The sequence below is a fragment of the Ruegeria sp. YTSA168 genome (assembly GCF_059610045.1).
In genome coordinates this window covers 727,627-753,580 of record NZ_JBXWMW010000001.1, presented here as the reverse complement: position 1 = coordinate 753,580, position 25,954 = coordinate 727,627, and the positions used below count along the sequence as shown (strand labels likewise).

The 25,954-nt window shown below is 57.8% G+C and carries 23 protein-coding genes; 11 read left to right on the top strand and 12 right to left on the bottom strand.

The genetic code is table 11. The annotated features are described in order from the left end of the window. Positions 1-1,053, bottom strand: a 1,053-nt coding sequence (gene glyA, locus AC2FFE_RS03780; RefSeq protein ID WP_496845882.1) for a serine hydroxymethyltransferase, incomplete at its 3' end; no start/stop codon positions are given. 168 nt (positions 1,054-1,221) lie between these two features. Between glyA and AC2FFE_RS03775 the strand changes: the two genes are divergently transcribed. Then, entirely contained in the window at positions 1,222-1,983 is a 762-nt protein-coding gene (locus AC2FFE_RS03775) for an NAD kinase (RefSeq protein WP_496819457.1), read from the top strand. 256 nt (positions 1,984-2,239) lie between these two features. Here AC2FFE_RS03775 and AC2FFE_RS03770 read toward each other — a convergent pair whose 3' ends face one another. From AC2FFE_RS03770 to AC2FFE_RS03760, 3 genes are all read right to left on the bottom strand, one after another. Then, positions 2,240-3,679, bottom strand: coding sequence for an amidase family protein (locus AC2FFE_RS03770; protein ID WP_496845881.1), 1,440 nt, complete (start codon positions 3,677-3,679; stop codon positions 2,240-2,242). A 77-nt stretch (positions 3,680-3,756) separates the two neighbouring features. Next, positions 3,757-5,646: a propionate-CoA ligase PrpE gene (gene prpE, locus AC2FFE_RS03765; RefSeq protein WP_496845880.1), complete on the bottom strand. Its 1,890-nt coding sequence runs from the start codon at positions 5,644-5,646 to the stop codon at positions 3,757-3,759. A gap of 251 nt (positions 5,647-5,897) precedes the next feature. After that, a complete protein-coding gene (locus AC2FFE_RS03760) occupies positions 5,898-8,171 on the bottom strand; it encodes an NADP-dependent malic enzyme (protein ID WP_496845879.1) in 2,274 nt (757 codons plus the stop codon). Between the two features lie 268 nt (positions 8,172-8,439). Between AC2FFE_RS03760 and AC2FFE_RS03755 the strand changes: the two genes are divergently transcribed. The 6 genes from AC2FFE_RS03755 (at position 8,440) to upp (ending at position 14,159) form a co-directional block, all read left to right on the top strand. Next, entirely contained in the window at positions 8,440-9,543 is a 1,104-nt protein-coding gene (locus tag AC2FFE_RS03755; RefSeq protein ID WP_496819453.1) for a cupin domain-containing protein, read from the top strand. A gap of 91 nt (positions 9,544-9,634) precedes the next feature. After that, positions 9,635-10,027, top strand: a complete 393-nt coding sequence (locus AC2FFE_RS03750; protein ID WP_496819452.1) for a cytidine deaminase — start codon at positions 9,635-9,637, stop codon at positions 10,025-10,027. 4 nt (positions 10,028-10,031) lie between these two features. Further along, positions 10,032-11,339 (top strand): thymidine phosphorylase, encoded by a 1,308-nt coding sequence (locus tag AC2FFE_RS03745; RefSeq protein WP_496845878.1) that lies wholly within the window; start codon positions 10,032-10,034, stop codon positions 11,337-11,339. Further along, positions 11,336-12,547, top strand: a complete 1,212-nt coding sequence (locus AC2FFE_RS03740; RefSeq protein WP_496845877.1) for a phosphopentomutase — start codon at positions 11,336-11,338, stop codon at positions 12,545-12,547. Before AC2FFE_RS03745 ends, AC2FFE_RS03740 begins: the two co-directional genes overlap by 4 nt. Further along, positions 12,544-13,530 (top strand): adenosine deaminase, encoded by a 987-nt coding sequence (locus AC2FFE_RS03735; RefSeq protein ID WP_496845875.1) that lies wholly within the window; start codon positions 12,544-12,546, stop codon positions 13,528-13,530. Before AC2FFE_RS03740 ends, AC2FFE_RS03735 begins: the two co-directional genes overlap by 4 nt. After that, positions 13,527-14,159, top strand: a complete 633-nt coding sequence (gene upp, locus AC2FFE_RS03730; RefSeq protein ID WP_480827736.1) for a uracil phosphoribosyltransferase — start codon at positions 13,527-13,529, stop codon at positions 14,157-14,159. Before AC2FFE_RS03735 ends, upp begins: the two co-directional genes overlap by 4 nt. A 6-nt stretch (positions 14,160-14,165) precedes the next feature. Here upp and AC2FFE_RS03725 read toward each other — a convergent pair whose 3' ends face one another. After that, positions 14,166-15,179, bottom strand: coding sequence for a hypothetical protein (locus AC2FFE_RS03725; RefSeq protein WP_496819448.1), 1,014 nt, complete (start codon positions 15,177-15,179; stop codon positions 14,166-14,168). A 128-nt stretch (positions 15,180-15,307) separates the two neighbouring features. Here AC2FFE_RS03725 and AC2FFE_RS03720 point away from each other — a divergent pair, with 128 nt between their 5' ends. The 3 genes from AC2FFE_RS03720 to AC2FFE_RS03710 all read left to right on the top strand — a co-directional run bounded on the left by AC2FFE_RS03720 (position 15,308) and on the right by AC2FFE_RS03710 (position 17,848). Continuing rightward, positions 15,308-16,243, top strand: a complete 936-nt coding sequence (locus AC2FFE_RS03720; RefSeq protein ID WP_496819447.1) for a DMT family transporter — start codon at positions 15,308-15,310, stop codon at positions 16,241-16,243. Beyond that, a complete protein-coding gene (locus tag AC2FFE_RS03715; protein ID WP_496845873.1) occupies positions 16,240-16,896 on the top strand; it encodes a sulfotransferase family 2 domain-containing protein in 657 nt (218 codons plus the stop codon). The genes AC2FFE_RS03720 and AC2FFE_RS03715 overlap by 4 nt, the downstream gene beginning before the upstream one ends. A gap of 178 nt (positions 16,897-17,074) precedes the next feature. Further along, positions 17,075-17,848 (top strand): Hint domain-containing protein, encoded by a 774-nt coding sequence (locus tag AC2FFE_RS03710; protein ID WP_496845872.1) that lies wholly within the window; start codon positions 17,075-17,077, stop codon positions 17,846-17,848. A gap of 53 nt (positions 17,849-17,901) precedes the next feature. Here AC2FFE_RS03710 and AC2FFE_RS03705 read toward each other — a convergent pair whose 3' ends face one another. From AC2FFE_RS03705 to AC2FFE_RS03675, 7 genes are all read right to left on the bottom strand, one after another. Beyond that, positions 17,902-20,103 carry a 3-hydroxyacyl-CoA dehydrogenase NAD-binding domain-containing protein gene (locus AC2FFE_RS03705; RefSeq protein ID WP_496845870.1) on the bottom strand — a complete coding sequence of 734 codons (2,202 nt, stop codon included), beginning with the start codon at positions 20,101-20,103 and terminating at the stop codon, positions 17,902-17,904. Then, positions 20,096-20,584, bottom strand: a complete 489-nt coding sequence (locus tag AC2FFE_RS03700; RefSeq protein ID WP_496845868.1) for a cupin domain-containing protein — start codon at positions 20,582-20,584, stop codon at positions 20,096-20,098. The genes AC2FFE_RS03705 and AC2FFE_RS03700 overlap by 8 nt, the downstream gene beginning before the upstream one ends. Beyond that, entirely contained in the window at positions 20,584-21,795 is a 1,212-nt protein-coding gene (locus AC2FFE_RS03695; RefSeq protein ID WP_496845866.1) for an acetyl-CoA C-acetyltransferase, read from the bottom strand. The genes AC2FFE_RS03700 and AC2FFE_RS03695 overlap by 1 nt, the downstream gene beginning before the upstream one ends. An 11-nt stretch (positions 21,796-21,806) precedes the next feature. Then, entirely contained in the window at positions 21,807-22,445 is a 639-nt protein-coding gene (locus AC2FFE_RS03690) for a glutathione S-transferase family protein (protein WP_496845865.1), read from the bottom strand. A gap of 113 nt (positions 22,446-22,558) precedes the next feature. After that, entirely contained in the window at positions 22,559-24,340 is a 1,782-nt protein-coding gene (locus AC2FFE_RS03685; protein WP_496845864.1) for an acyl-CoA dehydrogenase C-terminal domain-containing protein, read from the bottom strand. 45 nt (positions 24,341-24,385) lie between these two features. Beyond that, positions 24,386-24,787 carry a MerR family transcriptional regulator gene (locus AC2FFE_RS03680; RefSeq protein WP_170532003.1) on the bottom strand — a complete coding sequence of 134 codons (402 nt, stop codon included), beginning with the start codon at positions 24,785-24,787 and terminating at the stop codon, positions 24,386-24,388. Positions 24,788-25,052: 265 nt separating this feature from the next. Continuing rightward, the gene (locus tag AC2FFE_RS03675) at positions 25,053-25,421 is read right to left on the bottom strand and encodes a MerR family transcriptional regulator (RefSeq protein WP_170532005.1); all 369 of its coding nucleotides are present in this window, start codon (positions 25,419-25,421) and stop codon (positions 25,053-25,055) included. Between the two features lie 113 nt (positions 25,422-25,534). Here AC2FFE_RS03675 and AC2FFE_RS03670 point away from each other — a divergent pair, with 113 nt between their 5' ends. Then, on the top strand, positions 25,535-25,954 hold the full coding sequence (locus AC2FFE_RS03670) for a PaaI family thioesterase (RefSeq protein ID WP_496845862.1): 420 nt from the start codon (positions 25,535-25,537) through the stop codon (positions 25,952-25,954).

Genomic DNA, 25,954 nt, shown 5'->3' with positions numbered 1-25,954 from the left:
GTTGCAGGTGATATGGGCACGACCAAGCGCCTTCTCGGTCGCGTTGCCCTTGACGCCTTTAGGGCGCAGGTCGACCAACACCACATGGGTGTCGGTGCCGTGGGTCACCGTGTCCAGACCGCCCTTGATCAGTTGATCCGACAACGCCTGCGCATTGGTGATGACCTGCTGAATATAGCCTTTGAATTCGGGGCGCAGCGCCTCGCCGAAAGCCACCGCCTTGGCTGCGATCACATGCATCAGCGGGCCGCCTTGAATGCCGGGGAAGATGGCCGAGTTCACTTTCTTGGCGATCGCTTCGTCATTGGTCAGGATCATGCCGCCGCGCGGGCCGCGCAGGGTCTTGTGCGTGGTCGTTGTGGCCACATGCGCATGGGGGAAGGGGCTGGGATGTTCACCTGCTGCGATCAGGCCAGCAATATGGGCCATGTCGACGTGCAGATAGGCACCTACCATGTCGGCGATCTCGCGCATGCGAGCAAAGTCGATAACGCGGGGAATGGCCGAGCCGCCCGCGATGATCAGTTTGGGCTGATGCTCTTTCGCCAGCGCTTCGATCTCATCATAGTCGATCAGGTTGTCCTGTTTACGCACACCGTAATGCACGGCGTTGAACCATTTGCCCGACTGGTTGGGAGCCGCGCCGTGGGTCAGGTGACCGCCCGCATCCAGGCTCATGCCCAGAATGGTGTCGCCCGGTTTGATCAGTGCCTGAAACACACCCTGGTTCGCCTGAGATCCAGAATTCGGCTGCACGTTGGCAAAGTCGCAACCAAACAGCTCTTTCGCGCGGTCAATCGCCAGATTCTCGGCGATGTCGACGAATTGACACCCGCCATAGTAGCGACGGCCCGGATAGCCTTCGGCGTATTTGTTGGTCATCACCGAGCCCTGTGCCTGCATCACGGCGGCAGAGACGATGTTCTCGGACGCGATCAGCTCGATCTCGTCGCGCTGGCGGCCCAGCTCGGATGTGATCGAGCCGAACAGTTCGGGGTCACGATCAGCAAGGGATTGGGTGAAAAAACCCGTATCACGAATGTTGGCGTTCATTTGCGCTCCATAGAACTGGGGTAGTTAGCTGCGGATTTCCTATAGGAAACCACCTTGAGGCAAAAGCAATAAAGCGACGATTTGGCCAGCTGCGGCGTCAAGTCTGGCCTATTGAGGAAAGGTATGTTTGTTTCGGAACCAAATGTGCAGCACTGGAAACCGGACGTTATGAAAAAGAGAATCGCTTTTCTTGCCAGCGATGCCCAAATGGCTCAGGACGCCCGTGATCGCCTGATCCAGACCTATGGAAACGCAGCTCCGCGCGATGCAGATGTTGTCGTCGCTTTGGGCGGCGATGGCTTTATGTTGCGGACGGTGAAGAACCTGCAGCATCTCGATACACCCGTTTACGGTATGAACCGGGGCACCATCGGCTTTCTGATGAACACCTATCACGAAGATGATCTGCTGGCCCGTCTTGAAGATGCGCAGGAAGAGGTCATCAATCCGTTGGCCATGCGCGCAATGGATCAATCTGGCAAGCTGCATCAGGCGCTGGCGATTAACGAGGTTTCATTGCTGCGGGCAGGGCCTCAGGCCGCGCGATTGAAGATCAGCGTTGATGGGCGCGAACGCATGACAGAGTTGATGTGCGATGGGGCGCTTCTATCCACGCCTGCGGGATCAACGGCCTATAACTACTCGGCCCACGGGCCGATTCTGCCGATTGGAGCGGACGTTCTGGCTCTGACGCCCATCGCTGCATTTCGGCCCCGCCGCTGGCGCGGGGCGCTTTTGCCCAAGATTGCAAAGGTGCGATTTGACGTGTTGGATGCGGATAAACGCCCCGTGATGGCGGATGCGGATTCCGTCTCGTTTCCAGATATCGATTGGGTCGAGATCAGATCCGAGCCTGCCATCAAACACCGTATTTTGTTTGATCCCGGCCATGGTCTTGAAGAGCGTTTGATCTCGGAGCAATTCACTTAGATCGCGAATTTTTGAGATTTTTTTTGCGTTGTGTGAAGAAGTTCACACTCGATTTTTTAACGTTTGGCTAATCTGAACAGGCTCGGAGATCACGCTATGGTGGGAGTGAGTGGCCACCAAACGGCGTTTTCGAATGATTGCGCAAATTTCGCGCTGGCGAGGGTGGGTGGTGCTACGCTCGTCATCAGATATCCGGGCACATTTAAGCAGCTGGACCCCGGGCAAAATACCCCGGGGTCTATTTCTTTTCAAAGGCTTAAGTGCTGCTTTCCATCTGGTCCCAAAGTGGCAAACACATCTGCCCGACCCGCGTCTCAATCGCTGCGGCAGCATCTACGGCCAGATCTTCACGCCAGCGACGCGCCGCAATTTGTATGTTGATGGGCTGTGGCCCATTGGGCAGATCTGCCAGCCGGGCTGGAACACAAGCGGCGGGCAGGCCCAAAAAGTTCATCGCATAGGAATAAACGGCGCAGCCCAGAACCTCATGCACACCTCCGGCCCCTTCGGTGTCGCGGTCTGGTTTAAAAAACGGCTGGGGCAGGAAGGGCGACAAGACCAGAGGATAGTCCTGCAAGAACAGGGACCATTCGCGCGCATAGTGGCTGCGTTTGGCCAGCATCTGCAGCAGCTCGGTTTCGACGATGGGCGGGAATTCCTGAAAATAGACATCAAAGATGTCCCGGATGGTTTGTGATCCTGCCGCTTCAACATCCGATTTCATAAGCGTCAGAACTTCTCCCATCAGGGTGCGATACCCGATGCGTCCGCACTCAAACACATCGGGCGGATCGATCTCAACCACCCTATAGCCTGCATCCAGCAAGGCGTCTTTGGCCGTGTCCAGCGCCTTTTCGACCTCTGCATGCAGGGCATAGCCAAAGGTGTTTTTGGTAAAGGCCACTTTGATCGGACCTTCCAATGCCGCTCCGCGCCAGGACATTGGTACGTGGAAGGGGTCCCGTGGGTCCGCGGCAATCAGACTAGGCATCGATAGATGCAGATCCGCCGCAGACCGGGTGAGCAACCCCTGAACAGACATGGATTGTGCCAGTAACCCGCGCTCGGCCTTTTGGCTGGGGTTCCAGGCGGGAACACGGCCCAGGCCGGGTTTCACCGTGACTGCCCCGTTTGCAGCGGCCGGAAACCGCAGGCTGCCGCCGATATCGTTGCCATGCGCCAGCGCGCCGATGCCTGCCATCACCGCAGCGCCCGCACCCCCCGAGGATCCCCCGGCCGAGATATGACGGCCCCAGGGGTTGTGTGTGCGGCCATAAAGCGGGTTCTCGGTATCTGCGCGAAACGAGAATTCAGGTGTGTTCGTGCGCCCGATCACAATTGCACCTGCCTTTTGCAGGTTCGACACAACCGGCGCGTCATCTGGCGCGATCACGTCCTTCAACGCGACCACGCCGTTTGTGGTGGCGTGGCCCTTTTGATCGACATTCACTTTGATCGTGACTGGCACTCCATAAAGCGGGCCGGGGTTTTCGCCTTTGGCCCTTAACTGATCCAACCCTCGGGCGCGTTCCAACGCCTCGGTGCTCAGATATTCGACCACCGCATTAAGATCAGGATTTACGGCATTCATCCGATCAATCGCCGCCTGAACCGAGGTTTCGGCACTTAGATCACCGCGATGGGTCAGATCGGTCAGCTCAGCCGCGCTGAGACGCCAGATATCACTTTTTGTCATGGGCCCTCTCTGTCTACCAGCGACAGTAGGGGGCCTGTTTCAGGTTGCAAGAGGAGACGGTGCGAACCGCCCCCTTTCTATTGTGCGTAGCCGATGGTCTGCAGGGCCGTTCTGATCTCATCCAAAATGACCGGATCGTCTATGGTTGCGGGCATCTTGTAGTCCTGCCCATCTGCGATTGAAACCATCGTACCGCGCAGGATCTTACCCGAACGCGTCTTCGGCAAACGATCCACTACAACCGCCAATTTGAAGGCTGCGACCGGTCCGATCTTGTCGCGAACCATCTTGACGACCTCCTGAACCACATCGCCGTGATCACGTGTTGCGCCTGCATTCAGGCACAGGAAACCCACCGGCATCTGGCCTTTCAACTGATCCGAAACACCGATCACCGCGCATTCGGCAACATCGGGGTGGGCGGCCAGAACTTCTTCCATGCCGCCCGTCGACAGGCGATGACCGGCCACGTTGATCACATCATCGGTGCGCGCCATGATGTAAAGATATCCATCCTCGTCGATCATGCCTGCGTCGCCGGTCTCATAATAGCCGGGGAAATGTTCAAGATAGGATTTCTTGAATCGCGCTTCGGCATTCCACAATGTCGGCAGCGTACCGGGAGGCAGGGGCAGCTTTACTGCAATCGCCCCCAATTCGCCCGGTTTCATCGGATGGCCGCCTTCATCAAGGATTTGCACATCATAACCGGGCATCGGCTTGGCCGGAGAGCCTAGCTTAATTGGAAGTTCCTCAATTCCCAGCGGGTTGCCTGCGATGGTCCAGCCGGTTTCCGTCTGCCACCAGTGATCGATCACTGGAACCTTAAGCGCGTCTTGCGCCCAAATGATTGTATCGGGATCGGCCCGCTCACCCGCCAGATAGAGCGCCCGCAGACAGGATAGATCGTATGTCGAAAGCAGCTCGCCCTTTGGGTCTTCGCGTTTGACTGCGCGGATCGCAGTCGGCGCGGTAAAAAAGCTGCGCACATTATGTTCCGAAATCACGCGCCAGAAGGTGCCTGCATCTGGTGTGCCGACAGGTTTGCCCTCGAACACAATGGTGGTGTTCCCGTGGATCAGCGGGGCGTAGCAGATGTAGGAATGCCCAACGACCCAGCCCACATCAGAGGCCGCCCAGAACACATCGCCGGGATCGACTTTATAGATGTTCTTCATCGACCAGTTGAGCGCCACCAGATGCCCGGCTGTTGGGCGCACAACGCCTTTCGGCGCGCCTGTGGTACCGGAAGTGTAAAGGATATAGGCCGGATCATTGCCCGCCACGGGAACACATTCGGCGGGTTCAACGCCGTACTGGAAGCCATGCCAGTTGAAATCGCGCCCTTCGATCAGCTGTGCAACCTCTTGTTCACGCTGAAAAATCACACAGAATTCGGGCTTGTGTTCGGACAGTTCGATGGCCCCGTCCAACAACGGTTTGTAGTGTACAACACGGCCCGGTTCCAACCCGCAAGAGGCGGCAATAATCGCCTTGGGTTTCGCGTCATCGATCCGAACCGCCAGTTCGTTGCTGGCAAACCCACCAAAAACAACCGAGTGAACAGCACCTAGGCGCGCGCAGGCCAGCATCGCCTCAAGCGCCTCTGGGATCATGGGCATGTAGATGATGACCCGGTCGCCCTTCTCGACGCCTTTGGCGCGCAGAGCTCCGGCCAGTGTGGCAACACGGTTGCGCAGTTCGACATACGAGATCTCGCGCTTGGTATGCGTGATCGGGCTGTCATAGATAATCGCGGCCTGTTCGCCGCGCCCGTTTTCGACATGGCGGTCAACAGCGTTCCAGCAAGTGTTGACCTGCGCATCGCTGAACCATTCGTAAAGAGGGGCGTCGTCGTCAAACAAAGCCTTTGTCGGAGGTTGAACCCAGTCGATCCCTTTTGCAGCGTCCATCCAGAACGCCTCGGGGTTGTTTTTCCAGCTGTCGTAAACATCCTGATATGCCAATTCATCGTCCTCCCAAAGCAATGCGCTTGTTGTTAGGGACCGTCTGCATTTCAGACAAGCTGCGCAAGTGACGGCGCGTCAGTTTATCGCAAAACATTTGCAGGAATGTTCAGAATTGGCTGCAAATTTTTGCAAACTCATTGAAAACTTATGGTCTGAGTTTAGGAAAGTCTGAAATTGCAAATTTGCTAACTTGCTGCTGCAAAGGGCCGACTCGGTCTTTAATCTTGCCGGCCCAGTTTGCGCCCAGTTCAACCATACTGCGCGACCGGAGTACCGGCGATGGCGGCCATGTTCAGCAATCCGCGGGCAGTGATAGCCGGGGTGACGATATGAGCTTTGTTGCCCATGCCCATAAGTATTGGTCCGACCTCGATGCCGTTTGCCTTCATTTTCAGAACATTCCGAACCCCACTTGCAGCATCCGCATGTGCAAAAATCAGCACATTGGCGACACCATCCAGGCGCGAGTCGGGGAATATGCGGGACCGCAAATCCGGGTCCAGCGCTGTATCCAAGTTCATCTCACCCTCATAGATGAAATCCCTTGGTTTCTGGTCCAGTATCTCGATGGCCGCGCGCAGGCGCTTGCCGGACCCTTCCGCCTGATTGCCGAACTGCGATTGTGAGCAAAAGGCGATCTTGGGTTCAATACCAAAGCGGCGCACATGCCGGGCTGCTCCGATGGTTGCTTCGGCCAGTTCCTCGGGCGAGGGCAACTGACGCACATGAGTATCCGCGATGAATAGCGGGCCATCTTCAAGGATCATCAGAGACAACGCACCGTGAGGGTGTAGAGCAGCTGTGTTCAAAACCTGCTCGACGTAGTTCAAGTGCCAGCGGTATTCACCAAACGTGCCGCAAATCATACTGTCAGCTTCACCCCTGTGCACCATGATCGCGCCGATGGCGGTGGTGTTAGTGCGCATGATGGCCTTGGCCAGATCGGGCGTCACACCCTGGCGTTGCATGATTTTATGGTAGGAATTCCAATAGTCATAATACCGCGGATCATTTTCAGGGTTTACGATCTGGCAGTCTGTGCCGGGTCGGATCGTAAGGCCCAGCCGCTCACAGCGTGCCTCGATCACTTCAGGGCGACCGATCAGGATCGGCGTTTCAGTGGTTTCTTCCAAAATAGCCTGAGCGGCGCGCAGGACACGCTCATCCTCGCCCTCGGCAAACACGATCCGGCGCGAGGCAGCAGCGGCGGCTTCGAACACGGGTCGCATAAGCAAGGCGGATTTGAAGACAGTCTGGTTCAGCTTTTCCTTATAGGCATCCAGATCCTCAATCGGGCGCTTTGCCACCCCGCTGTCCATCGCGGCCTTGGCGACCGAGGATGACACAACGCCCACCAAGCGCGGGTCAAAGGGCTTGGGGATCAGGTAGTCGGGCCCAAATGTCAGCTGTTCGCCCTTATAGGCCGCTGCAGCCTCGGCGCTTGTGGTGGCGCGGGCCATTTCGGCGATCCCATCCACACAGGCGATTTGCATCTCATCATTGATTTCGGTCGCGCCAACGTCCAGCGCGCCCCGGAAGATGAATGGGAAACACAGGACATTGTTGACCTGATTGGGAAAATCACTGCGGCCCGTTGCGATGATCGCGTCAGGGGCCACTTCGCGCGCCGCTTGTGGCAGGATTTCAGGCGTAGGGTTGGCCAGAGCAAAGATAATCGGCTGTTTGGCCATCCTGCTGACCATCTCGGGCTTCAGCACATTGGGACCGCTGAGGCCCAGGAACAGATCCGCGCCGTCGATCACGTCATCCAGCGTGCGCAGATCGGTCTTTTGCGCGAACTGATCCTTGTGCGGGTTCATATCCTCTTCGCGGCCTTCATAGACCAGCCCGTGTATATCGCACAGCCAGATGTTTTCACGCTTCACACCGAGTTTGACCAGCATGCTGAGGCAGGCGATCCCGGCGGCCCCGCCACCGGTCGAGACGATCTTGATATCTTCAAAAGATTTACCGGCAACGTGCAGCGCATTCTTGGCAGCCGCTCCGACCACAATCGCCGTCCCGTGCTGGTCGTCGTGGAACACGGGGATATTCATACGCTCGCGGCACAGCTTTTCGACAATAAAGCAATCCGGGGCCTTGATATCCTCCAGATTAATCGCTCCAAAGGTTGGTTCCAGCGCGCAGACGATATTGGCCAGCTTTTCCGGGTCGGGCTGGTCCAGTTCGATATCGAAACAATCGATCCCGGCGAATTTCTTAAACAGAACCGCTTTGCCCTCCATCACCGGTTTGGAGGCCAGTGCGCCGATATTGCCCAGCCCCAGAACAGCCGTGCCATTTGAGACGACACCCACCAGATTGCCGCGCGCCGTATAGTGCTCGGCATTTGAGGGGTCGGCTTTAATTTCAAGGCTGGCGTCGGCCACCCCCGGAGAATAGGCACGCGCCAGATCGCGGCCATTGGCCATGGGTTTCGTTGCCCTGATCTCAAGCTTTCCGGGTTTCGGATAGGCGTGATAGTCGAGTGCGGCTTGTCTTTGGCTGCTTGAGTCTGACATCAGCGGTACGGCTCCGTTTTGAGATTTGGTTTAGTGTTAAACTATTTGTTTTGACTTGGCTACGCTGCGTCACCTTCCTACATCAGTATCACGTCTTTTCTCTGCCTGGTCGGATTTCTGCGATCCCGTTGTGGTCCGTTTGCGACGGTGTTGCAGCCAGATTTGGCCGTATTTGACTGCGGATTGGCGCCGGGAATGTTCTTTTCGATTGGCATTTTGGCTTCGGTTCTGATCGGATAGCCGAAACTGCTGACCGAAGAGACCAAAGATGAGCCAAACTGTAACTCCTTCGCCGATCCGCGCTGAAATCCGCCTGCCCACGCAGGAGTTGCGAGAGGATATCCCGTTCTACACCAAAGTGTTGGGGATGAAGATGGATATGATCTATCCAGCCGATGACCCTCGGGTCGGGGTGTTTTCCGGGCATGGGTTGCGGCTGCGGATTGAAAAGGATGCGCCGGAACCAGCAGGCACCTTGCGTATTCTGACGGACGATCCCGATGGCTTTGCCGAAGGCAAGCGCGCGCTGGTCGCGCCAAATGGCACACGCATTGAAATCGAAGAGCTTGATCCGCCTCTTGTGATGCCAGAAACGGTGCATTCTTTTGTGGTTCGCAGACTCAAGGATCAGGCCCCATGGATCATTGGTCGGGCTGGGATGCACTATCGCGATTTGGTGCCGGATCGCTTGGGGGGGTCGATCATCGCCAGTCATATCCGCATTCCCGATGGTGGTCCCGTGCCGGATATGGTGCATTTCCACAAGGTTGGGTTCCAGCTGATCTTTTGCATCCATGGCTGGGTCGATGTTGTTTATGAGGATCAGGGCGACAAGATGCGCCTGAACGCCGGCGATTGTTTTATCCAGCCACCGGAAATCCGCCACCGCGTGCTGGAAGCCTCAGATAATGTGCAGGTGATCGAGATTGGCGTCCCGGCCGAACATGTGACCGAGATTGATCATGAAATGACGCTTCCGACCCCGCATTTGCGCCCGGAACGGGAATGGCAGGGCCAGCGCTTTGTGTATAACAAGGCGCTGGATGCGGAATGGGTGCCGTTCCGCCTTCCGGGTTATATCTGCCGCGACACGACGATTGCCGAGAACACCAAAGGCGTGGCCGGCGTGCAGGTCGTGCGTCGAGGGCACGGTCAGCCCGTCTGGGCGCGTCACGACACCGATATTCACTTTGCCTTCGTGATGGATGGAGAGGTCACATTGGAAGGGGAAGGTCGCGAACCCTATAGGCTGGAGCAAGGTGATGCCTTCGTGATCCCGCCGGGAATGCGGAACCGATTGTCTGATCCGTCCGACAATATCGAATTGCTTGAGGTCACCTTGCCGGGAACGTTCAATACGACACTGGATTAGTCAAAAAACAAACGCTCAGGGGTTCAACTTCCCCGGAGTTTTTCAGTAAGGTATGTTTTTCTGACCGGTTGATCAAAAATAGGGAATCGCCATGTCGCTCAAAGATGCCGCCCTGAAAGTTCGCGAAAACGCCCATGCGCCATATTCGAATTTTAAGGTGGGCGCGGCGGTCCTGTCTGGCTCGGGCGCGCTCTATGTCGGCTGCAATGTTGAGAATGTGGCCTATCCCGAAGGCACCTGTGCCGAGGCTGGGGCAATTGCCGCGATGGTTGCCGCAGGTGAGACCGAACTGGCCGAAGTCTATGTGGTGGCCCAAAGCCCGCAGCCGGTGCCGCCCTGCGGCGGGTGCCGCCAAAAGCTGGCCGAGTTTGGTGCGCGCAGCGTCAAGGTAACCTTGGCAACCACGGATGGCGTCGAGTTTGAAACAACCATCGGAGACCTTCTGCCCGGCGCGTTCGACGCTTCTCATATGCAGGACGTCTGACCAGATGGATGCCCGCTCGATCATCGCCAAGCTGCGTCGGACCGAGGTTCCATCGGCTCAGGAGCTGAACTGGTTCGCGCAAGGCCTCGCCGATGGTGCTGTTAGCGACGCGCAGGCGGGTGCCTTTGCGATGGCCGTCTGCATGGGCGGTCTGGGTGCCCGGGGTCGCGCTGATCTGACCGTAGCAATGCGGGACAGCGGCGATGTGCTCAGCTGGGATGTTGATGGTCCGGTGATCGACAAACACTCAACCGGTGGCGTGGGCGATTGCGTCAGCCTGGTGCTTGCACCGGCATTGGCGGAATGCGGGGCTTATGTCCCGATGATCTCGGGGCGCGGTTTGGGTCACACGGGCGGCACGCTGGACAAGCTTGAGGCGATACCCGGCGTTACCACGCAGATTGGGCAGGACCGCCTAGCTCAGATTTTGAAAAACACTGGTGCCGCAATTGTCGGTGCGACGGGGCAGATCGCGCCTGCGGATAAACGACTTTATGCCATCCGTGATGTGACTGCGACGGTAGAAAGCCTTGATCTGATCACCGCTTCGATCCTGTCCAAGAAATTGGCGGCCAGCCCGGATGCGTTGGTGCTGGACGTCAAGGTTGGCAGCGGTGCGTTTATGAAAACATTCGAAGAGGCCCGCTCACTGGCCACTGCCCTGACCGAAACTGCAAACGCGGCAGGGTGTCGGACCTCTGCCGTGATTACGGACATGAACCAGCCCTTGGCCCCGTCATTGGGTAATGCGCTTGAAGTGGCTGAGGTGATGAAGGTCCTAACGGGTTATGCCTCTTCGCCGTTGGCCGAGATTTCCGCGGAACTTGGCGGTGTATTGCTGGCCGATGCGGGGATGTGCAAAACCGCCGAACAGGGCCGGGATAAGATCGCCGATATCATCCGCGATGGTCGCGCGGCTGAGCGGTTCGGACGGATGATCGCAGCAGTAGGTGGCCCTGTGCAATTCGTGGACACTTGGCAGCGTTTCCTGCCCGAAGCCAGCGTTATCCGCGAAGTCCCGGCGCCGAAGGACGGATATATCTCAGCCATTGATGGCGAGACTTTGGGCCTTGCAGTTGTCGCTCTGGGCGGTGGCCGTCAGGTCGAAAGCGATGTGATCGATCCCGCCGTGGGCCTGTCGAACATGGTGCGCTTGGGCGAAAAAGTGACGAAAGGCACCCCGCTTGCCGCCATTCATGCGGCCCGAGAGGATGCAGCGCAACAAGCTGCCGAGCGTGTGCTGGCAGCCATCCAGATTGACGGCGCGCCAATCGCTTCACCCGATCTTGTGCATGAAAGGATCAGTGCATGAGCCGGGCCTTTCTGGTGGTTATGGATTCAGTTGGCATTGGTGGTGCTCCGGATGCTGGGCAGTTCTTCAATGGCGACATACCGGATACCGGTGCCAACACGGTGGCGCATATCGCCCAGGCTTGTGCGCAAGGTCTGGCTGAAGACGGGCGAACCGGGCCATTGTATGTGCCAAATCTGAATGCGCTGGGATTGGGGGCAGCGGTGCGTCTGGCCTCGGGCGATGCGACACCGGGGCTGGATGCGCACCCGACCGGCCTGTGGGGATGCGCGCGCGAGCTTTCACCGGGCAAGGATACACCCTCAGGCCATTGGGAACTCGCCGGACTGCCAGTCCCTTGGGATTGGCATTTCTTCCCGGATACGCAACCGGCCTTTCCCGCCGAGCTAAGTCGGGCTGCTGCCGAGGCCGCGGGGACCGAGGGTATTCTGGGCGATTGCCATGCCTCAGGCACCGCGATCATTGCGGAATTGGGGGCCGAGCATATGCGGACCGGCTGGCCGATCTGCTATACCTCGGCCGATAGCGTGTTCCAGATCGCCGCGCATGAGGAAAGCTTTGGCCTGGAGCGCCTGTTGGACATGTGCAAAACGCTGGCGCCGCACCTGCATGAAATGAAGGTAGGTCGTGTCATTGCGCGTCCGTTTGTTGGTTCACCGGAAGATGGGTTCACACGCACCACAAATCGCAAGGATTTTGCCATCCTGCCGCCTGCACCGGTTTTGACCAATTGGGTGCAGGATGCCGGTTGTCGCGTGCATGCCGTTGGCAAAATCGGTGACATCTTTTCCATGCAGGGGATCGATACGCTGCACAAAGGTTCGGATGCCGAGTTGATGCGGTATTTGTCGGATCTGGTGGACGAGGCCGAGGAGGGTAGTCTGACCTTCGTCAATTTTGTGGAGTTCGACAGCCTTTACGGTCACCGCCGCGACATCAGTGGCTATGCAAGGGCGTTGGAATGGTTCGACCGCGAGATTGGGACGATTCTGCAAAAGCTGCGCCCCGGCGACCTTCTTCTGTTGACCGCGGATCACGGCAATGATCCAAGTTGGACCGGCACGGATCACACTCGGGAGCAGGTTCCAGTGCTGGTCGCCGGGACAGGTGCGGGCCAGATCGGCCAGATCAATTTCGCAGACGTCGCCGCCAGCATCGCCCACCACCTGAACATACCGGCGCAAGGGCCGGGAAAGAGCTTTCTATGACCGTTGCCGACCTGCCCAAGATTGAATTGCACCTGCACCATGAAGGTGCCGCCCCGCCGGCCTTTATCCGTCAGTTGGCGCATGAAAAACGCATCGATCTGAGCGGAATTTTCAAACCCGATGGCAGCTATGATTTCCGGGATTTCGCCCATTTCCTAAGCGTTTATGAAGCGGCCTGTGAGGTCCTGAAAACGCCCGAGGATTTTCGCCGCCTGACGCTGGCGATCCTTGAAGAAAGCGCGGCAAATGGGGTGGTTTATTCAGAAACCTTTCTCAGCCCGGATTTTTGTGGTGGTGGTGATCTACACGCCTGGCGCGACTATCTGACGGCCATCCAAGACGCAGCAGAAGAGGCCGAGCGCAGGTTTGGCATCACCCTGCGTGGGGTTGTCACATGTGTGCGCCATTTCGGACCCGAGCAGTCCAAGCTAAGCGCCCATTGCGCAGCGGAAACCGCTGGCGATTGGATCACCGGCTTTGGAATGGGTGGAAACGAATCCGTAGGCACTCAGGGCGATTTCAAATGGGCCTTTGATTGTGCGCGTGAGGCGGGTCTGCGCTTGACCACCCATGCGGGTGAGTTTGGCGGCCCCGAGAGCGTCCGCGATGCGGTGCGGGAACTTGGTGTTGAGCGTATAGGCCATGGTGTGCGCGCCATCGAAGACCCTGATCTGGTTCATGAATTGGCGGATCGAGGCACCACGCTTGAGGTCTGCCCTGGATCGAATGTGGTACTGGGCCTGTTCCCGGATTTCGCTGCTCATCCGATTGCGCGCTTGCGGGATGCGGGCGTGAACGTCACCATATCTACGGATGACCCGCCGTTTTTTCACACGACCATGCGGCGCGAATATGAGATGCTGAATGCAGCGTTTGGTTGGCAGGCCGAAGACTTCGCCGCCTTGAATGAAACCGCCCTGAACGCCGCGTTTTGCGATGAGGACACCCGCGCGCGGGTCAAGAAAAGACTGGAGACCACATGAGCGATCACCTGACCATCGTTGACCACCCATTGGTGCAACACAAACTGACGCTCATGCGGGACAAGGGCACTTCGACCGCTGAGTTCCGGCAGTTGCTGCGCGAAATCACCTTGTTGCTGGCCTATGAGGTCACGCGCGAGCTAAAGCTGACCACCCGCCATATCGAAACCCCGATGGAGGAGATGGACGCCCCCATTCTGGCCGGAAAGAAGCTGGCGCTGGTCTCGATCCTGCGTGCGGGCAACGGGATGTTGGATGGGGTTCTAGAACTGATCCCATCAGCGCGCGTGGGGTTTGTGGGCCTCTACCGGGATGAAGAGACGTTGAAGCCGGTGCAATATTACTTCAAAGCACCTGAAGGCCTGAAGGACCGTCTGGTCATCGCGGTGGACCCGATGCTGGCCACGGGCAACAGCTCTGCCGCGGCAATTGATCTGCTGAAAGAGGCGGGCGCGACCGACATTCTGTTCCTTTGCTTGCTGGCTGCCCCTGAAGGCGTTGCACGCATGAAAGAAGCACATCCCGACGTGCATATCGTGACCGCCGCGCTGGATCGTGAGCTGAATTCCAAGGGCTATATCATGCCTGGACTTGGGGACGCCGGGGACCGGATGTTCGGGACGAAATAGCCCCGCTTATCCGCCGCAGATGTTTTGAAGCTGGACCCAATCACGGTCCGGCAACACCTGTTCCAATGTCCGCCCTGCCATCGGGTCCGCCTCGATCAGCCCCAGCACCGTTTCGCCGGTAATGTCGCGCGCATAAGCGTAGGGGGTCGAGGGCAGGGCGGCCTGTGCGAACATCGCCAACAAATCCTGGTCCGTCACCGAAGGACGCGGTTCGGACAGAACCTGTTCGGTATAAGTATCGATAATCTGAGATGTCAGACCTCCGGTCGTCAGAAGACGAAAGGCCGAGGTTGCACCGGTGCGGTCCAACAGATCATCCAGAGGGTCCTGCTGCGCTGAACGGGTACGTTCAGCGATGATATATCCAGCGGCCACGGCAGGATCCTCATGATCTTCGACCAGGGACCGGTTCAGCAGAACGGTGCCGCCCGGCAGGCTCAGGCTGTCCTGAACACCGGCAGGCAGAATGATGATCTGGCGCACTCCGGTTCGTTGGGCCAGACGGTCCAGCGAGTCCTGTGCATCGCGTGAGGCACAAGCACGGCCCGAAACGCGTTCGATCCGTTTCAGGATCGTCTCGCCGATCTCTTGCCGTTTGACCTCGGGCACGACCGAGACAACATGGCTTTGCAACGCGCCTGGCAACCAAAGCAACATTACCGCAAGAACGGCCGCAACAACCCCACCAACGCTCAGCCAACGCAACCGCCCAGGATGCGGGCGGGCCCGGTCGATGGCGCGTTGCAGCCGGTCGATGGCTTCAAGCATCGTTTTTTCGCTCTCGGCTAGTTCCAGCGTTTCATCCGGGTCGCCATCAGGGTTGAATATCGCCGGATATGTCCCAGGGTTCTGCCGCTCCAATGCCGCCAATGACCAATGGGTCAAGGCGCGATCATTGAAATCCGAGATCGTCAGCGTCGCCTCTCCGATCGACACGACAACTTCGCGCCGCTGCTCATCGGGCGAAGGGCGCCACAGACCGGTGGCTTCGATCCGCTGGTACTGTTTCAGGGCCGTCATCTGGGTTGGGTCTGCTCGAAATTTGTTTTGCCACAGCATAACACGCGGCGAAGGCACGGCGCAAACGTGTTGCGCCTGCACGTTCAATTGTGCTGGATGGCGGGGCATGGAACGGGATCGTCAAAAATATGCAGGCAGGGAAAAGAAACGCACCGGTACTGGCCGCTGCCCTCATGCTGGGGGCGATGGCGATCATCGGGGTCATCGACAATGTGGTGATCCTGTTGGCCGACACAATCGGCCTGTGGCAGTTTCACCTAAGCCGCGCTCTTTTGATGCTGCCGCTGATTGCGGGCTTGTCCCTGATCGGGTTTGGCACGCTTAGGCCCAAGCGCTGGGGGCCTGTCATATTGCGCAGCGTCCTGATCACATTTGCCATGTTGTTTTATTTTGGTTCTCTGGCATTGATGCCAATCGCCCAAGCCCTGGCCGGGCTTTTCAGCGCCCCGATATTTGTGCTGCTGATAACGGCGCTGGGATTGAAGCAACCCATCGGACCTTGGCGCATCGGGGCTGTGTCGATCGGTTTTGTCGGTATCCTGTGTGTGCTCCAGCCCAGCCCGACGGATTTTGACGTAAGGACCCTGCTGCCCATTCTGGGTGGGTTGCTTTATGCGCTCAGCTCGATCACCACGCGGCAATTGTGCTCCGAAGAAAGCACCTTGGCATTGCTGGCCAATATGGTGATCACGCTGGGGCTGGCGGGCGCCATCGGCATGGCGTTCTTGACGGCCTTTCCGGTTGCCACACCTGAAGGTGCCGAAGGGTTCGTCACCCGCGGCGCTGTCAGAGAGTTCCAGCCTGCCATCCCATGGTTGTTGGTGCAGGCTATAGGGTCGACTGTTGCCGTGTTCATGCTGATCAAAGCCTATCAGGTGGGCGAGCCGTCCTTTGTAGCGGTGTTTGAATACTCGGTGATGGTGTTCGGTCCGCTGTTTGCCTGGGTCGCATTGGGCCAATCCATCGGCGCAATGCAGGTCGTCGGGATCGGGTTGATTGCGTCAGCAGGGGTTCTGTTGGGGTGGCGATCCAGTCGTCCGCAGGCCGAGCAGGAGATCGCATGATTATCTCGACCGGGCGCCGATATGTATTTGTGCATATGCCCAAGACTGGGGGAACCTCTCTTGCGCTAGCATTGGAGCAGCGGGCGATGAAGGACGATATCCTGCTTGGGGATACACCCAAGGCAATCAAACGCAGACATCGGGCGAGGTCACTAAACGCGCGGGGGCGGTTGTGGAAGCATTCGACTTTGGCCGATATCGACGGGGTTTTGTCGACGCAGGCTATCGAGGACATGTTTGTCTTCACCTTGGTCCGCAATCCGTGGGATCGGATTGTCAGTTACTATCACTGGCTGCGGACACAGCACTTTGAGCATGCGGATGTGGCTCGCGCGCAAGAGCAGGATTTTGAGGGGTTCGTGTTGCACCCTGCCACACTAAGAACCTTTCAACACAACCCGGCCCGCACGTATGTGACCATGTCCAACGGGATCGAGAAATGTGACGCCTTCATCCGCCTTGAGCATTTCAGGGAAGATTCGAAACACTTGGTCGATCACCTTGGGTTCGATTTGGCGTTGCCACATCTCAACAGGTCTGAACGGGACCGCGATTACCGCCAGTATTATGCGGCGAAGACACGCGAAGCGGTTGCACGGGCCTGCGCAGAAGATATTCAGAGATTCGGATATCTGTTCGACGGCCCTGCATAGCTCGAGTTTCCAAATTTGAACCAAAGACAATGGTCAGGATATTTTTGTGTAAGGAATCCGCGCGGAATTCGCCTTAAATGGCCCAAATTGGGCGCAAATATGTCAGGAATAAGTCACTCCGACATTTTCCGTGCTACCCATGATGCAGTGTTGGTTTGTGCCAAAGGGGGTAGGGCACGTGTTAGAAGTAGTGAGTTTTTCTGAGTTTTCGGATCAGCCTGTTGACGCTGATCACAACAACCTTGATCAGGCCGTAAACGCCCGCCGTGGGGGGCTGTTGCATGGCACCAAGGTTGCGACCACAAGCGGTTGGAAACTGATCGAACGCATCGCTGTAGGCGATTTGGTCCGAACGCTGGATAACGGATTTCGAGAAGTGCGTCGGGTTTCGACCTGTTGCGTCGTCATTCCAGCCGATGAAACCCGCGCCGATTACATGCCGATCTTTGTCCCTGCGCGTGCAGCCTATAACGGTCGGCCTGTCTGGTTGATGCCCGAACAGGGTATGGCCGTTGATCTTGGCAAGCTTGATCCAGAGGCGGATGGGGTATCGGTCATTCCTGCACGACTGTTGAATGGTTCCTGCCGGATGTCGTCACAGGTGCCGGGGTCATCGTTTCAGGTGACCACGCTGTTCTTTGACACGGATGAGGTGATCTTTGTCGAAGGCGGGCTGCAGGCCTTTTGCCCGGCGGGTCGCTTCGGGATGGGGGCAAAGCGAGATCAAGCGCCCTATCAGGTCGCTGATGATGCAGCGGCTGCGGCGCTGATCGCTTCGATCGCCGTCAAAGGAGATGTTTCGGTTCTGGCCAACCCATTGGGGGCTTTGCCCGCGCCGATCCCGCAGGACCCGATATTCCCAATCCGCCCGCCCGCGGGATTGCGGCGTCCGGGACGCCCAGGTCGACCGAATTCACCGGTTCTGTTCTTGCGGTCTGAATGGCGGATTTAATTTAGCACTAAGTCAGATACAGGCGCGGATGTCCGCGCCTGTATCTTTATTGGTTAAGCTGCTTTTGCTTCAGGGTTGAAGCGGGCATAGAAGCTCTGACCTTTTTCCGCCATTTCACGCAGCAAAGGCGGGCAGGCAAAGCGCTCGCCATAGGCTTTGCTCAACTGGTCGCAGCGCTCGGCTGCATAGGGCGTGCCGATGATGTCCAGCCAGCTGAGCGGGCCGCCCGACCAGGGCGCAAAGCCCCAGGCCAGGATCGCGCCAACATCGCCTTCGCGGATGTCTTCCAGAACGCCTTCTTCCAGCGCACGAACTGCCTCCAGAACCTGTGCGAACATCAGACGTTCCTGCACTTCGATCAGGTCGGGCTGATCTTCGGCATGCGGGTACTTCTCGGCCAGACCCTTCCAGTATTCGACCCGTTTGCCTTTTTCGTCATAGTCGAAGAAGCCCGCGTTTGCCTTGCGACCCAGACGGCCCTGTTCTTCCATCCAAAAGATCAGATCGTCGCCGGGGTTTTCCGGGTAGGCATCGCCCATCGCAGCCTTGGTGGCACGCGCGATCTTGGCCCCCAGATCAATCGAGGTCTCGTCGTTCAACTGGATCGGCCCCACTGGAAAGCCCAACTGACGTGCGGCATTGTCGATCAGAACGGGGCTGACGCCCTCGGTGATCATGCGCAGACCTTCGTTGATATAGGGAATGATGCATCGGTTGGCGTAGAAGAAGCGCGCATCGTTGACCACGATGGGCGTCTTGCGAATCTGGCGGACATAGTCCAGCGCCTTGGCAACTGCGCGATCGCCAGTTTCCTTGCCTTTGATGATTTCAACCAGGAACATCTTCTCCACCGGAGAGAAGAAGTGGATGCCAATGAATTGCTCGGGCCGAACGGAGGCCTTCGCCAGATCGGTGATCGGCAGGGTAGAGGTGTTCGAGGCAAAGATGCAATCCTCGGGGATGATTGCCTCGACCTTCTTGGTCATCTCAGCCTTCACGCCGGGGTCTTCAAATACGGCCTCGATGATCAGATCACAGCCTTTCAGGTGATCCAGATCCGGGGTCGCGGTGATCAGGCCCAGCATGGCCTCTTTCTTCTCCGCCGTGACCTTGCCGCGTTTGATACCCTTGTCCAGATAGGTCTCGGTATAGGCTTTGCCCTTGTCCGCGGCCCCCTGATCACGGTCGATCAGCACAACCTCCATCCCGGCCTGCGCCGACACCAGCGCGATCCCGGCACCCATCATGCCTGCACCCAGAACGCCGATTTTCTTAACGCGCTGATCTGGCACATCCTTCGGACGTACTGCACCTTTCTCCAGCGCTTCCTTGTTCAGGAACAGCGACCGGATCATGGCCGAGGACGAGGGGTTCATCAGGACATTGGTGAACCAGCGCGCTTCGATCTTCAAGGCGGTGTCGAAATCGACCAGAGCACCTTCATAAACTGCACTTAGCAAAGCCTTTGCTGCCGGGAATGCGCCTTGGGTCTTACCGTTCACCATCGCCGAAGCGCCGACGAAATTCATGAAGCCTGCGGGATGGTAGGGCGCGCCGCCGGGCATCTTGTAACCTTTGGCATCCCAAGGCTTGACCAGATCGGCGTCCTTGGCGTTCAGCACCCATTCCTTGGCTGCGGCCATCGGGTCGGCGGCGATCTCGTCAATGTAACCTGCGCCCTTGGCTTTCTTGACGTCCAGCATCTTGCCTTCCAGCAGCAGCGGTGCAGCCGCGATCGCGCCGACCTTACGGACCATCCGCGTGGTGCCGCCCGCGCCGGGGAAGATGCCGACCATGATCTCGGGCAGGCCGTATTTGGCCTTGGGGTTCTCAGCCGCGAAGATGCGGTGCGTGGACAGGGGTAATTCCATACCAATGCCCGCAGCGGTGCCGGGTAGAACGGTGGCAATCGGCTTGCCGCCTTTCTTGGTTTTGGGGTCCATGCCTGCCATCTCGATCTTGCGCAGCAGGGCGTGCATCCGCATCGTGCCATCAAATAGGCCCTTGGCGGGATTGTCGCCCGCTTCTTCCTTCATAACAGCCAGCAGGTTCAGGTCCATGCCGCCCGCAAACGACCCGTCTTTGCCAGAGGTGACGATAATGCCTTTGACCTCATCGTCCGCAAGTGCCTGATCGATACAATCGTTCAGCTGCGCCAGCCCGTTAAAGGACATAACGTTCATAGTCTTTCCGGGCACATCCCAGGTGATCATGGCGACGCCGTCTGCGTCTTTGGTCAGAGTGAAATCAGTCATTGTCATCTCCAATCTGGTCAGCCGTCAGCGGGCTGCCATCTTTGCGGGTAAAGTGAAAGCCGTCGGCATCAAACTTCACCATCATGTCTATGTCGCTGTAATAGCCGGTCTCGGTCGGGGTCCGTGTGCCCACCACCAGAAAGGTCGCGGGCGCATCGGTTTTGTTCACAAGGTGATGGCCGTTGGCCTCACCTGCAGGCCAGGCGGCGCAGTCACCGGGCAGCATCTGGTGTTCGCCATCATCATCGATCAGCACGCATTCGCCGCTGAGCATGATGGCAAACTCATCCTGCTCCATATGGTAATGGCGCAGTGACGAGAGGCCCTGCGGCTCAAGCCGCACGATGTTGACGCCATATTGGGACAGTCCTCCGGCATCCCCGACAGGCTGGACAAAGCGTCCATCGCCTACCTTTGCCAGCTTGCCGGGATAACCCGAACCACCCCGAAACGGGATTTGAGAAAGGTCCAGCTTGGGCATCAGACCCGCTCGATAATGGTTGCCGCACCCATGCCGGACGCGATGCAGAGCGTGGCCAGGCCGGTTTCCTTGTCCTGACGCTCCAGTTCATCCAGCAGTGTACCGATGATCATCGCACCGGTTGCGCCCAGAGGGTGACCCATCGCGATCGAGCCGCCGTTCACGTTCACCAGCGCAGGATCGACGTCGAACGCCTGCTGGAACCGCAACACGACCGAGGCGAAAGCTTCGTTCACTTCGAACAGGTCCAGATCGCTGATCTGCATGCCGTTGTCGGCAAGGATTTTCTCGGTCACCGGAACCGGGCCGGTCAGCATGATGGTCGGGTCGGTGCCGATCTTCGCGGTCGCCTTGATGCGGGCGCGTGGCTTGAGGCCGTATTTCTCACCGAATTCCTTGTTGCCGATCAGAACAGCGGCCGAGCCGTCCACGATGCCCGAGCTGTTGCCCGCGTGGTGGATGTGGTTGATCCGCTCCAGATGCGGGTACTTCAGCATCGCGACCTTGTCGAAGCCGGGCATCTGCTCACCCATCATCTGGAAGGATGGTTTCAACGCGCCGAGGCTTTGCATGTCGGTGCCGGGGCGCATGTATTCGTCGCGATCCAGAATGGTCAGGCCGTTCTGGTCCTTGATGGTGATGACCGACTTCTCAAACCGGTTGTCTTCCCAAGCCGCAGCCGCGCGTTTCTGCGATTCAACCGCCAACGCGTCCGCGTCGTCGCGGCTGAACCCATACTCGGTTGCGATGATATCGGCCGAGATGCCCTGCGGTACAAAATATGTATCCATGGCCAGCGAGGGGTCTACGGCAATCGCCGCTCCGTCGCTGCCCATGGCTACGCGACCCATCATCTCGACGCCGCCCGCGATGTAGGCTTCGCCCGCGCCGCCTTTGACCTGGTTCGCGGCCAGGTTCACGGCTTCCATGCCCGAGGCGCAGAAGCGGTTGATCGCCAAACCGGGGATCGACTGGTCGAGGTCAGAAGCCAGAACCGCTGAGCGTGCCAGACAGCCGCCTTGCTCCATCACCTGCGTGACGTTGCCCCAGATCACGTCCTCGACGGCGTGACCTTCCAGGTTGTTGCGTTCCTTCATCGCGTTCAGGGTCAGAGCGGACAGGCGCACAGAGGTTACCTCGTGCAGGCTGCCATCCTTACGGCCCTTGCCGCGCGGTGTGCGCAGGGCGTCATAAATGTAAGCTTCGGTCATGGGTCTTCTCCTTAAGCTCGATCCGACGGGTTGCCGGGCATCAGGTCATAGGGGTGTTTCCAGCCGGGCTGCTCGGATAGGCGAGTTAGCCAGGCATCGATATTGGGCCAGTCGGCGCGGTCAAAGCCGAATGGTTCGGGATAGTAGAGATAGCCACAGCAGCTGAGATCGGCGTTGGTCACGCCGTCCCCAACAATCCAGTCGCGGCCTTCTAGATGGGTATTCAGAACATCGTAGGCTGCTTTCAGACGGCCTTGGTTAAAGGCAATCACATCGGCGTTACGGTGTTCTTCGGGGAGGAAGTTTATCAGAAAGCGTGTCACGCCTGCCATCGAGCTGAGCTTGTGGTTGTCCCACAGCACCCAACGCAGGATGTCGTAGTTCTCTTCACGTGTCTTGCCGCCGAACTTGCCGGATTTTTCGGTGACATAAGCCTGAATGGCACCTGACTGGGAGGTTTTGAAATCACCGTCGATCAGGAAAGGTGCTTCACCCATTACATTGACGTCCGAACGGAACTCGGGGCTGCGGGTGACGCCTTTGAAGAAATCGACAAAGATTGGTTCCCACTCAAGGCCGGACATTTCTAACGCCAAAGCGGCCTTGTACGAATTGCCGCTCTCGCCGAAACAGTGCAGTTTTATGGTCATGCGAGCGCCCCTCCCAAGGCATGTTGCACGTTGTCCTGATTGGTTCCCCGAGAAATCCTACGGACCTCGGGGTCATCTGGTCCTCGGGTCAGAGCCCAAGGACCAGATTGAGATCAGAAGTTCACCGCGTCCAGTGCCATCACAGTGTCGGCACCGGTCTGGATGCGGGCCAGATGCATGGCAGTCGCGGGCAGGCGGCGGGCCATGTAGAAACGGCCGGTGTTGATCTTGGTCTCGTAGAACTCTTTGTCCGAGGCACCACCGTCCAGCGCATCTTGAGCAGCCTTTGCCATCTGTGCCCACATCAGGCCCAGGCAGACATGACCGAACATGTGCATGAAGTCATAGGACCCGGACAGCGCGTTGTTCGGGTTCTTCATGCCTTCCTGCATGAAATACATGCCAGCGGCCTGCAGATCTTTGGACGCAGCTTTCAGCGGTTCGATGAAGGCTTTGTCATAAGCTTCGTTCTGGCCTGCATTTTCTTTGCAGAAGGTTTTGACCATATCGAAGAACGCCATGACGTGCTTGCCGCCGTCCTGCGCCAGCTTGCGGCCCACAAGGTCCAACGCCTGAACGCCGTTTGCGCCTTCGTAGATCATCGCGATACGGGCATCGCGGGTGTATTGCGACATGCCCCATTCTTCGATGTAGCCATGGCCGCCATAGACCTGCTGCGCCTGAACGGTCATGTCGTAGCCTTCGTCCGTCAGGAAGCCCTTGATGACCGGTGTCAGCAGCGAGATCAGTCCGTCCGCATCCTTGTCACCCGAACGGTGCGCCTTGTCGATCATGGTTGCGCCCCACAGGATGAACGCACGCGCACCTTCGGTGAAGCTTTTCTGATCCATCAGGTTGCGGCGGATGTCGGGGTGAACGATCAACGGATCGGCGGGGCCGTCCGGGTTCTTCACACCGGTTACATCGCGACCTTGCAGACGATCCTTGGCGTATTCAACAGCGTTCTGATACGCGGCCTCGGCCTGCGACAGGCCTTGCATACCCACACCCAGACGCGCTTCGTTCATCATGGTGAACATGGCGCGCATGCCTTTGTGCTCTTCGCCCAGCAGCCAGCCAGTGGCCTCGTCATAGTTCATGACGCAGGTTGAGTTTCCGTGGATGCCCATCTTTTCTTCGATCTTGCCGACCGAAACACCGTTGCGTTCACCCGGAGTGCCGTCTTCGTTGACGATGAATTTCGGCACGATGAACAGCGATACGCCCTTGATCCCCTCGGGGCCACCGGGGATTTTGGCCAAGACCAGATGGATGACGTTGTTGGCCATGTCGTGATCACCCGCCGAGATAAAGATCTTCTGGCCGGAAATCTTATAGCTGCCGTCGCCCTGTGGTTCCGCCTTGGTCCGCATCAGGCCCAGGTCGGTGCCGCAATGCGGTTCCGTCAGGTTCATGGTGCCGGTCCATTCGCAGCTGACCATGTTGGGCAAATAGGTATTTTTCTGCTCTTCCGACCCATGGGCCAGAATAGCCGAGGCCGCGCCATGGGTCAGGCCCTGATACATCACAAACGCTTGGTTCGCGCCCGAGAACATCTCACCTACTGCGGTGCCGATGACATAAGGCATGTTCTGGCCGCCATACTCTTCCGGCATGTCAAGGCCAGTCCAGCCACCTTCCTTCACCTGCTCGAAGGCGTCTTTGAACCCGGTGGGCGTGTACACAATCCCGTTTTCCAAGCGGCATCCTTCGGTGTCACCCACCACGTTCAACGGATGCAGAACATTGGTGGCGACCTTGCCGGCTTCTTCCAGAACGGCGCTGGTAAACTCTGCTTCCAGTTCGTCATAGCCGGGGATATCCGACTGCGAGACTTTCAGAACGTCGTGCAGGATGAACTGCGTGTCTTTGGTTGGCGCGTTGTAAACGGGCATGTGAAGCTCCCTTAATTCAGATGTCCGGGTGATAGGCGGTCGATGTTATTCGGCCGCCTTCTTGTCTTGTTTCATTGAAGAGATGACTTTCTCTCCCCAACGCAATTGTTCTTTCAGATCGTCAATCGCCTGCGTCAGCTCTTCGCGGCGTGATTCCATGTCGGCCAGACGTTCGCACGCAATCTCGTAGGTGCGCGACATCTGGGTCAGCTGTTGATCCCCCACATGGTACAAATCCAGAAGTTGCCGAATTTCTTCCAGGCTAAAGCCGAACCGTTTTCCACGCAGGATTAACTTCAGCCGCGCGCGGTCGCGTTTGGTGAACAAGCGTTTCTGACCCTCGCGGATCGGGAACAGCAGTTCCTTGGCTTCGTAGAACCGCAAAGTACGTGGTGTGACATCATAGGTCCCGCACATCTCGCGGATGGTCATAAGATCTTCGGTCATTCGTCATACTCTCGTCACTGGTGTCATGCGACACGAGTTGCGTAGTCGTTGCCTGCTTTACAACACGAGAATGACGTTTACGTAATCCCGACGCTGCGTCATTTCAAAGTTGACGTAACATCCAAACACGTAAAGCCGCCGGATCGCAATTTTATTTCCGTGACGTCAGGCTGGAATCGGACCGATGGGCCCGAAAAACCGAATGTGATCCTGACATGCAGGCCACGTCCTAAGGCGAAACAGTTCGATTCAAGGGTGGTGAAATTCAGGAAATGGAATTCGCAGTTTGATCGCGCAACTGCTTGAGCGCATCCATTGCTTCGTCCAGTTGTTTGCGCTGTTGACGCAGCTCATCCATCTGTCGGTCAGCCATTTCAACAAAGGCTGCCATCTGCGCCTGATTGCCCTGATCTTCATAGATCAGCAGCCACTGGCGAATTTCTTCCAAAGGGAAACCGAACTTGCGACCGCGCATGATAAGCGTCATCCGGGCGCATTCGCGCGGGCCGTAAAACCGGGATCGCCCTTCGCGATCGGGCTGCAACAGCTCGATATACTCGTAGTAACGCAAGGTGCGCGGCGTCACGTCGAATTCGGCGCACATTTCTTTGAATGACAAACGGTTGTCGGACATTCCTGGTCTCCTCCACGGCAACCTACGTCCTTGCCACGTCAAGCGCAACAGGTGGGCTTGCCCTTTGCAATTTCTACAGATCATAAAGGGGCGTCACGATAGGAAGTCAGCAAATGGTCGATAAGACACGTCTAGCCCGCCAGTTTATCGAAGCGATTCCCCATGCGCGCGCTATCGGTTTGCACCTGACCCAGATTGGCGAGGGCGAGGCAGAAATCACAATGCCCTATAATGCAGATCTGATCGGCGATCCCAGAACAGGGGTGATTCACGGGGGGGCGATTTCGACCATTTTGGACACCTGTTGCGGTGCGGCTGTCATGAGCCATCCGTCCTCACCCGGTGGGACCGCGACGATCAACCTGAGGATCGACTATATGCGCGCAGCGACACCGGGCCAGACGATCACCGCGCGGGCCAGCTGCTATCACATCACCCGCAATGTGGCGTTTGTGCGTGCAACGGCCATGGATGATGATCACGATCGGCCTGTAGCAACCGCTTCGGGCTCGTTCACGGTGGAGGGAAAGTAA

Coding starts and splice junctions, on each gene's coding strand:
- AC2FFE_RS03775 (WP_496819457.1), top strand. CDS start 1,222: ATGAAAAAGAGAATCGCTTTTCTTGCCAGCGATGCCCAAATGGCTCAG.
- AC2FFE_RS03770 (WP_496845881.1), bottom strand. CDS start 3,679: ATGACAAAAAGTGATATCTGGCGTCTCAGCGCGGCTGAGCTGACCGAT.
- AC2FFE_RS03760 (WP_496845879.1), bottom strand. CDS start 8,171: ATGTCAGACTCAAGCAGCCAAAGACAAGCCGCACTCGACTATCACGCC.
- AC2FFE_RS03755 (WP_496819453.1), top strand. CDS start 8,440: ATGAGCCAAACTGTAACTCCTTCGCCGATCCGCGCTGAAATCCGCCTG.
- AC2FFE_RS03750 (WP_496819452.1), top strand. CDS start 9,635: ATGTCGCTCAAAGATGCCGCCCTGAAAGTTCGCGAAAACGCCCATGCG.
- AC2FFE_RS03745 (WP_496845878.1), top strand. CDS start 10,032: ATGGATGCCCGCTCGATCATCGCCAAGCTGCGTCGGACCGAGGTTCCA.
- AC2FFE_RS03740 (WP_496845877.1), top strand. CDS start 11,336: ATGAGCCGGGCCTTTCTGGTGGTTATGGATTCAGTTGGCATTGGTGGT.
- AC2FFE_RS03735 (WP_496845875.1), top strand. CDS start 12,544: ATGACCGTTGCCGACCTGCCCAAGATTGAATTGCACCTGCACCATGAA.
- upp (WP_480827736.1), top strand. CDS start 13,527: ATGAGCGATCACCTGACCATCGTTGACCACCCATTGGTGCAACACAAA.
- AC2FFE_RS03725 (WP_496819448.1), bottom strand. CDS start 15,179: ATGACGGCCCTGAAACAGTACCAGCGGATCGAAGCCACCGGTCTGTGG.
- AC2FFE_RS03720 (WP_496819447.1), top strand. CDS start 15,308: ATGCAGGCAGGGAAAAGAAACGCACCGGTACTGGCCGCTGCCCTCATG.
- AC2FFE_RS03715 (WP_496845873.1), top strand. CDS start 16,240: ATGATTATCTCGACCGGGCGCCGATATGTATTTGTGCATATGCCCAAG.
- AC2FFE_RS03705 (WP_496845870.1), bottom strand. CDS start 20,103: ATGACTGATTTCACTCTGACCAAAGACGCAGACGGCGTCGCCATGATC.
- AC2FFE_RS03700 (WP_496845868.1), bottom strand. CDS start 20,584: ATGCCCAAGCTGGACCTTTCTCAAATCCCGTTTCGGGGTGGTTCGGGT.
- AC2FFE_RS03695 (WP_496845866.1), bottom strand. CDS start 21,795: ATGACCGAAGCTTACATTTATGACGCCCTGCGCACACCGCGCGGCAAG.
- AC2FFE_RS03690 (WP_496845865.1), bottom strand. CDS start 22,445: ATGACCATAAAACTGCACTGTTTCGGCGAGAGCGGCAATTCGTACAAG.
- AC2FFE_RS03685 (WP_496845864.1), bottom strand. CDS start 24,340: ATGCCCGTTTACAACGCGCCAACCAAAGACACGCAGTTCATCCTGCAC.
- AC2FFE_RS03680 (WP_170532003.1), bottom strand. CDS start 24,787: ATGACCGAAGATCTTATGACCATCCGCGAGATGTGCGGGACCTATGAT.
- AC2FFE_RS03675 (WP_170532005.1), bottom strand. CDS start 25,421: ATGTCCGACAACCGTTTGTCATTCAAAGAAATGTGCGCCGAATTCGAC.
- AC2FFE_RS03670 (WP_496845862.1), top strand. CDS start 25,535: ATGGTCGATAAGACACGTCTAGCCCGCCAGTTTATCGAAGCGATTCCC.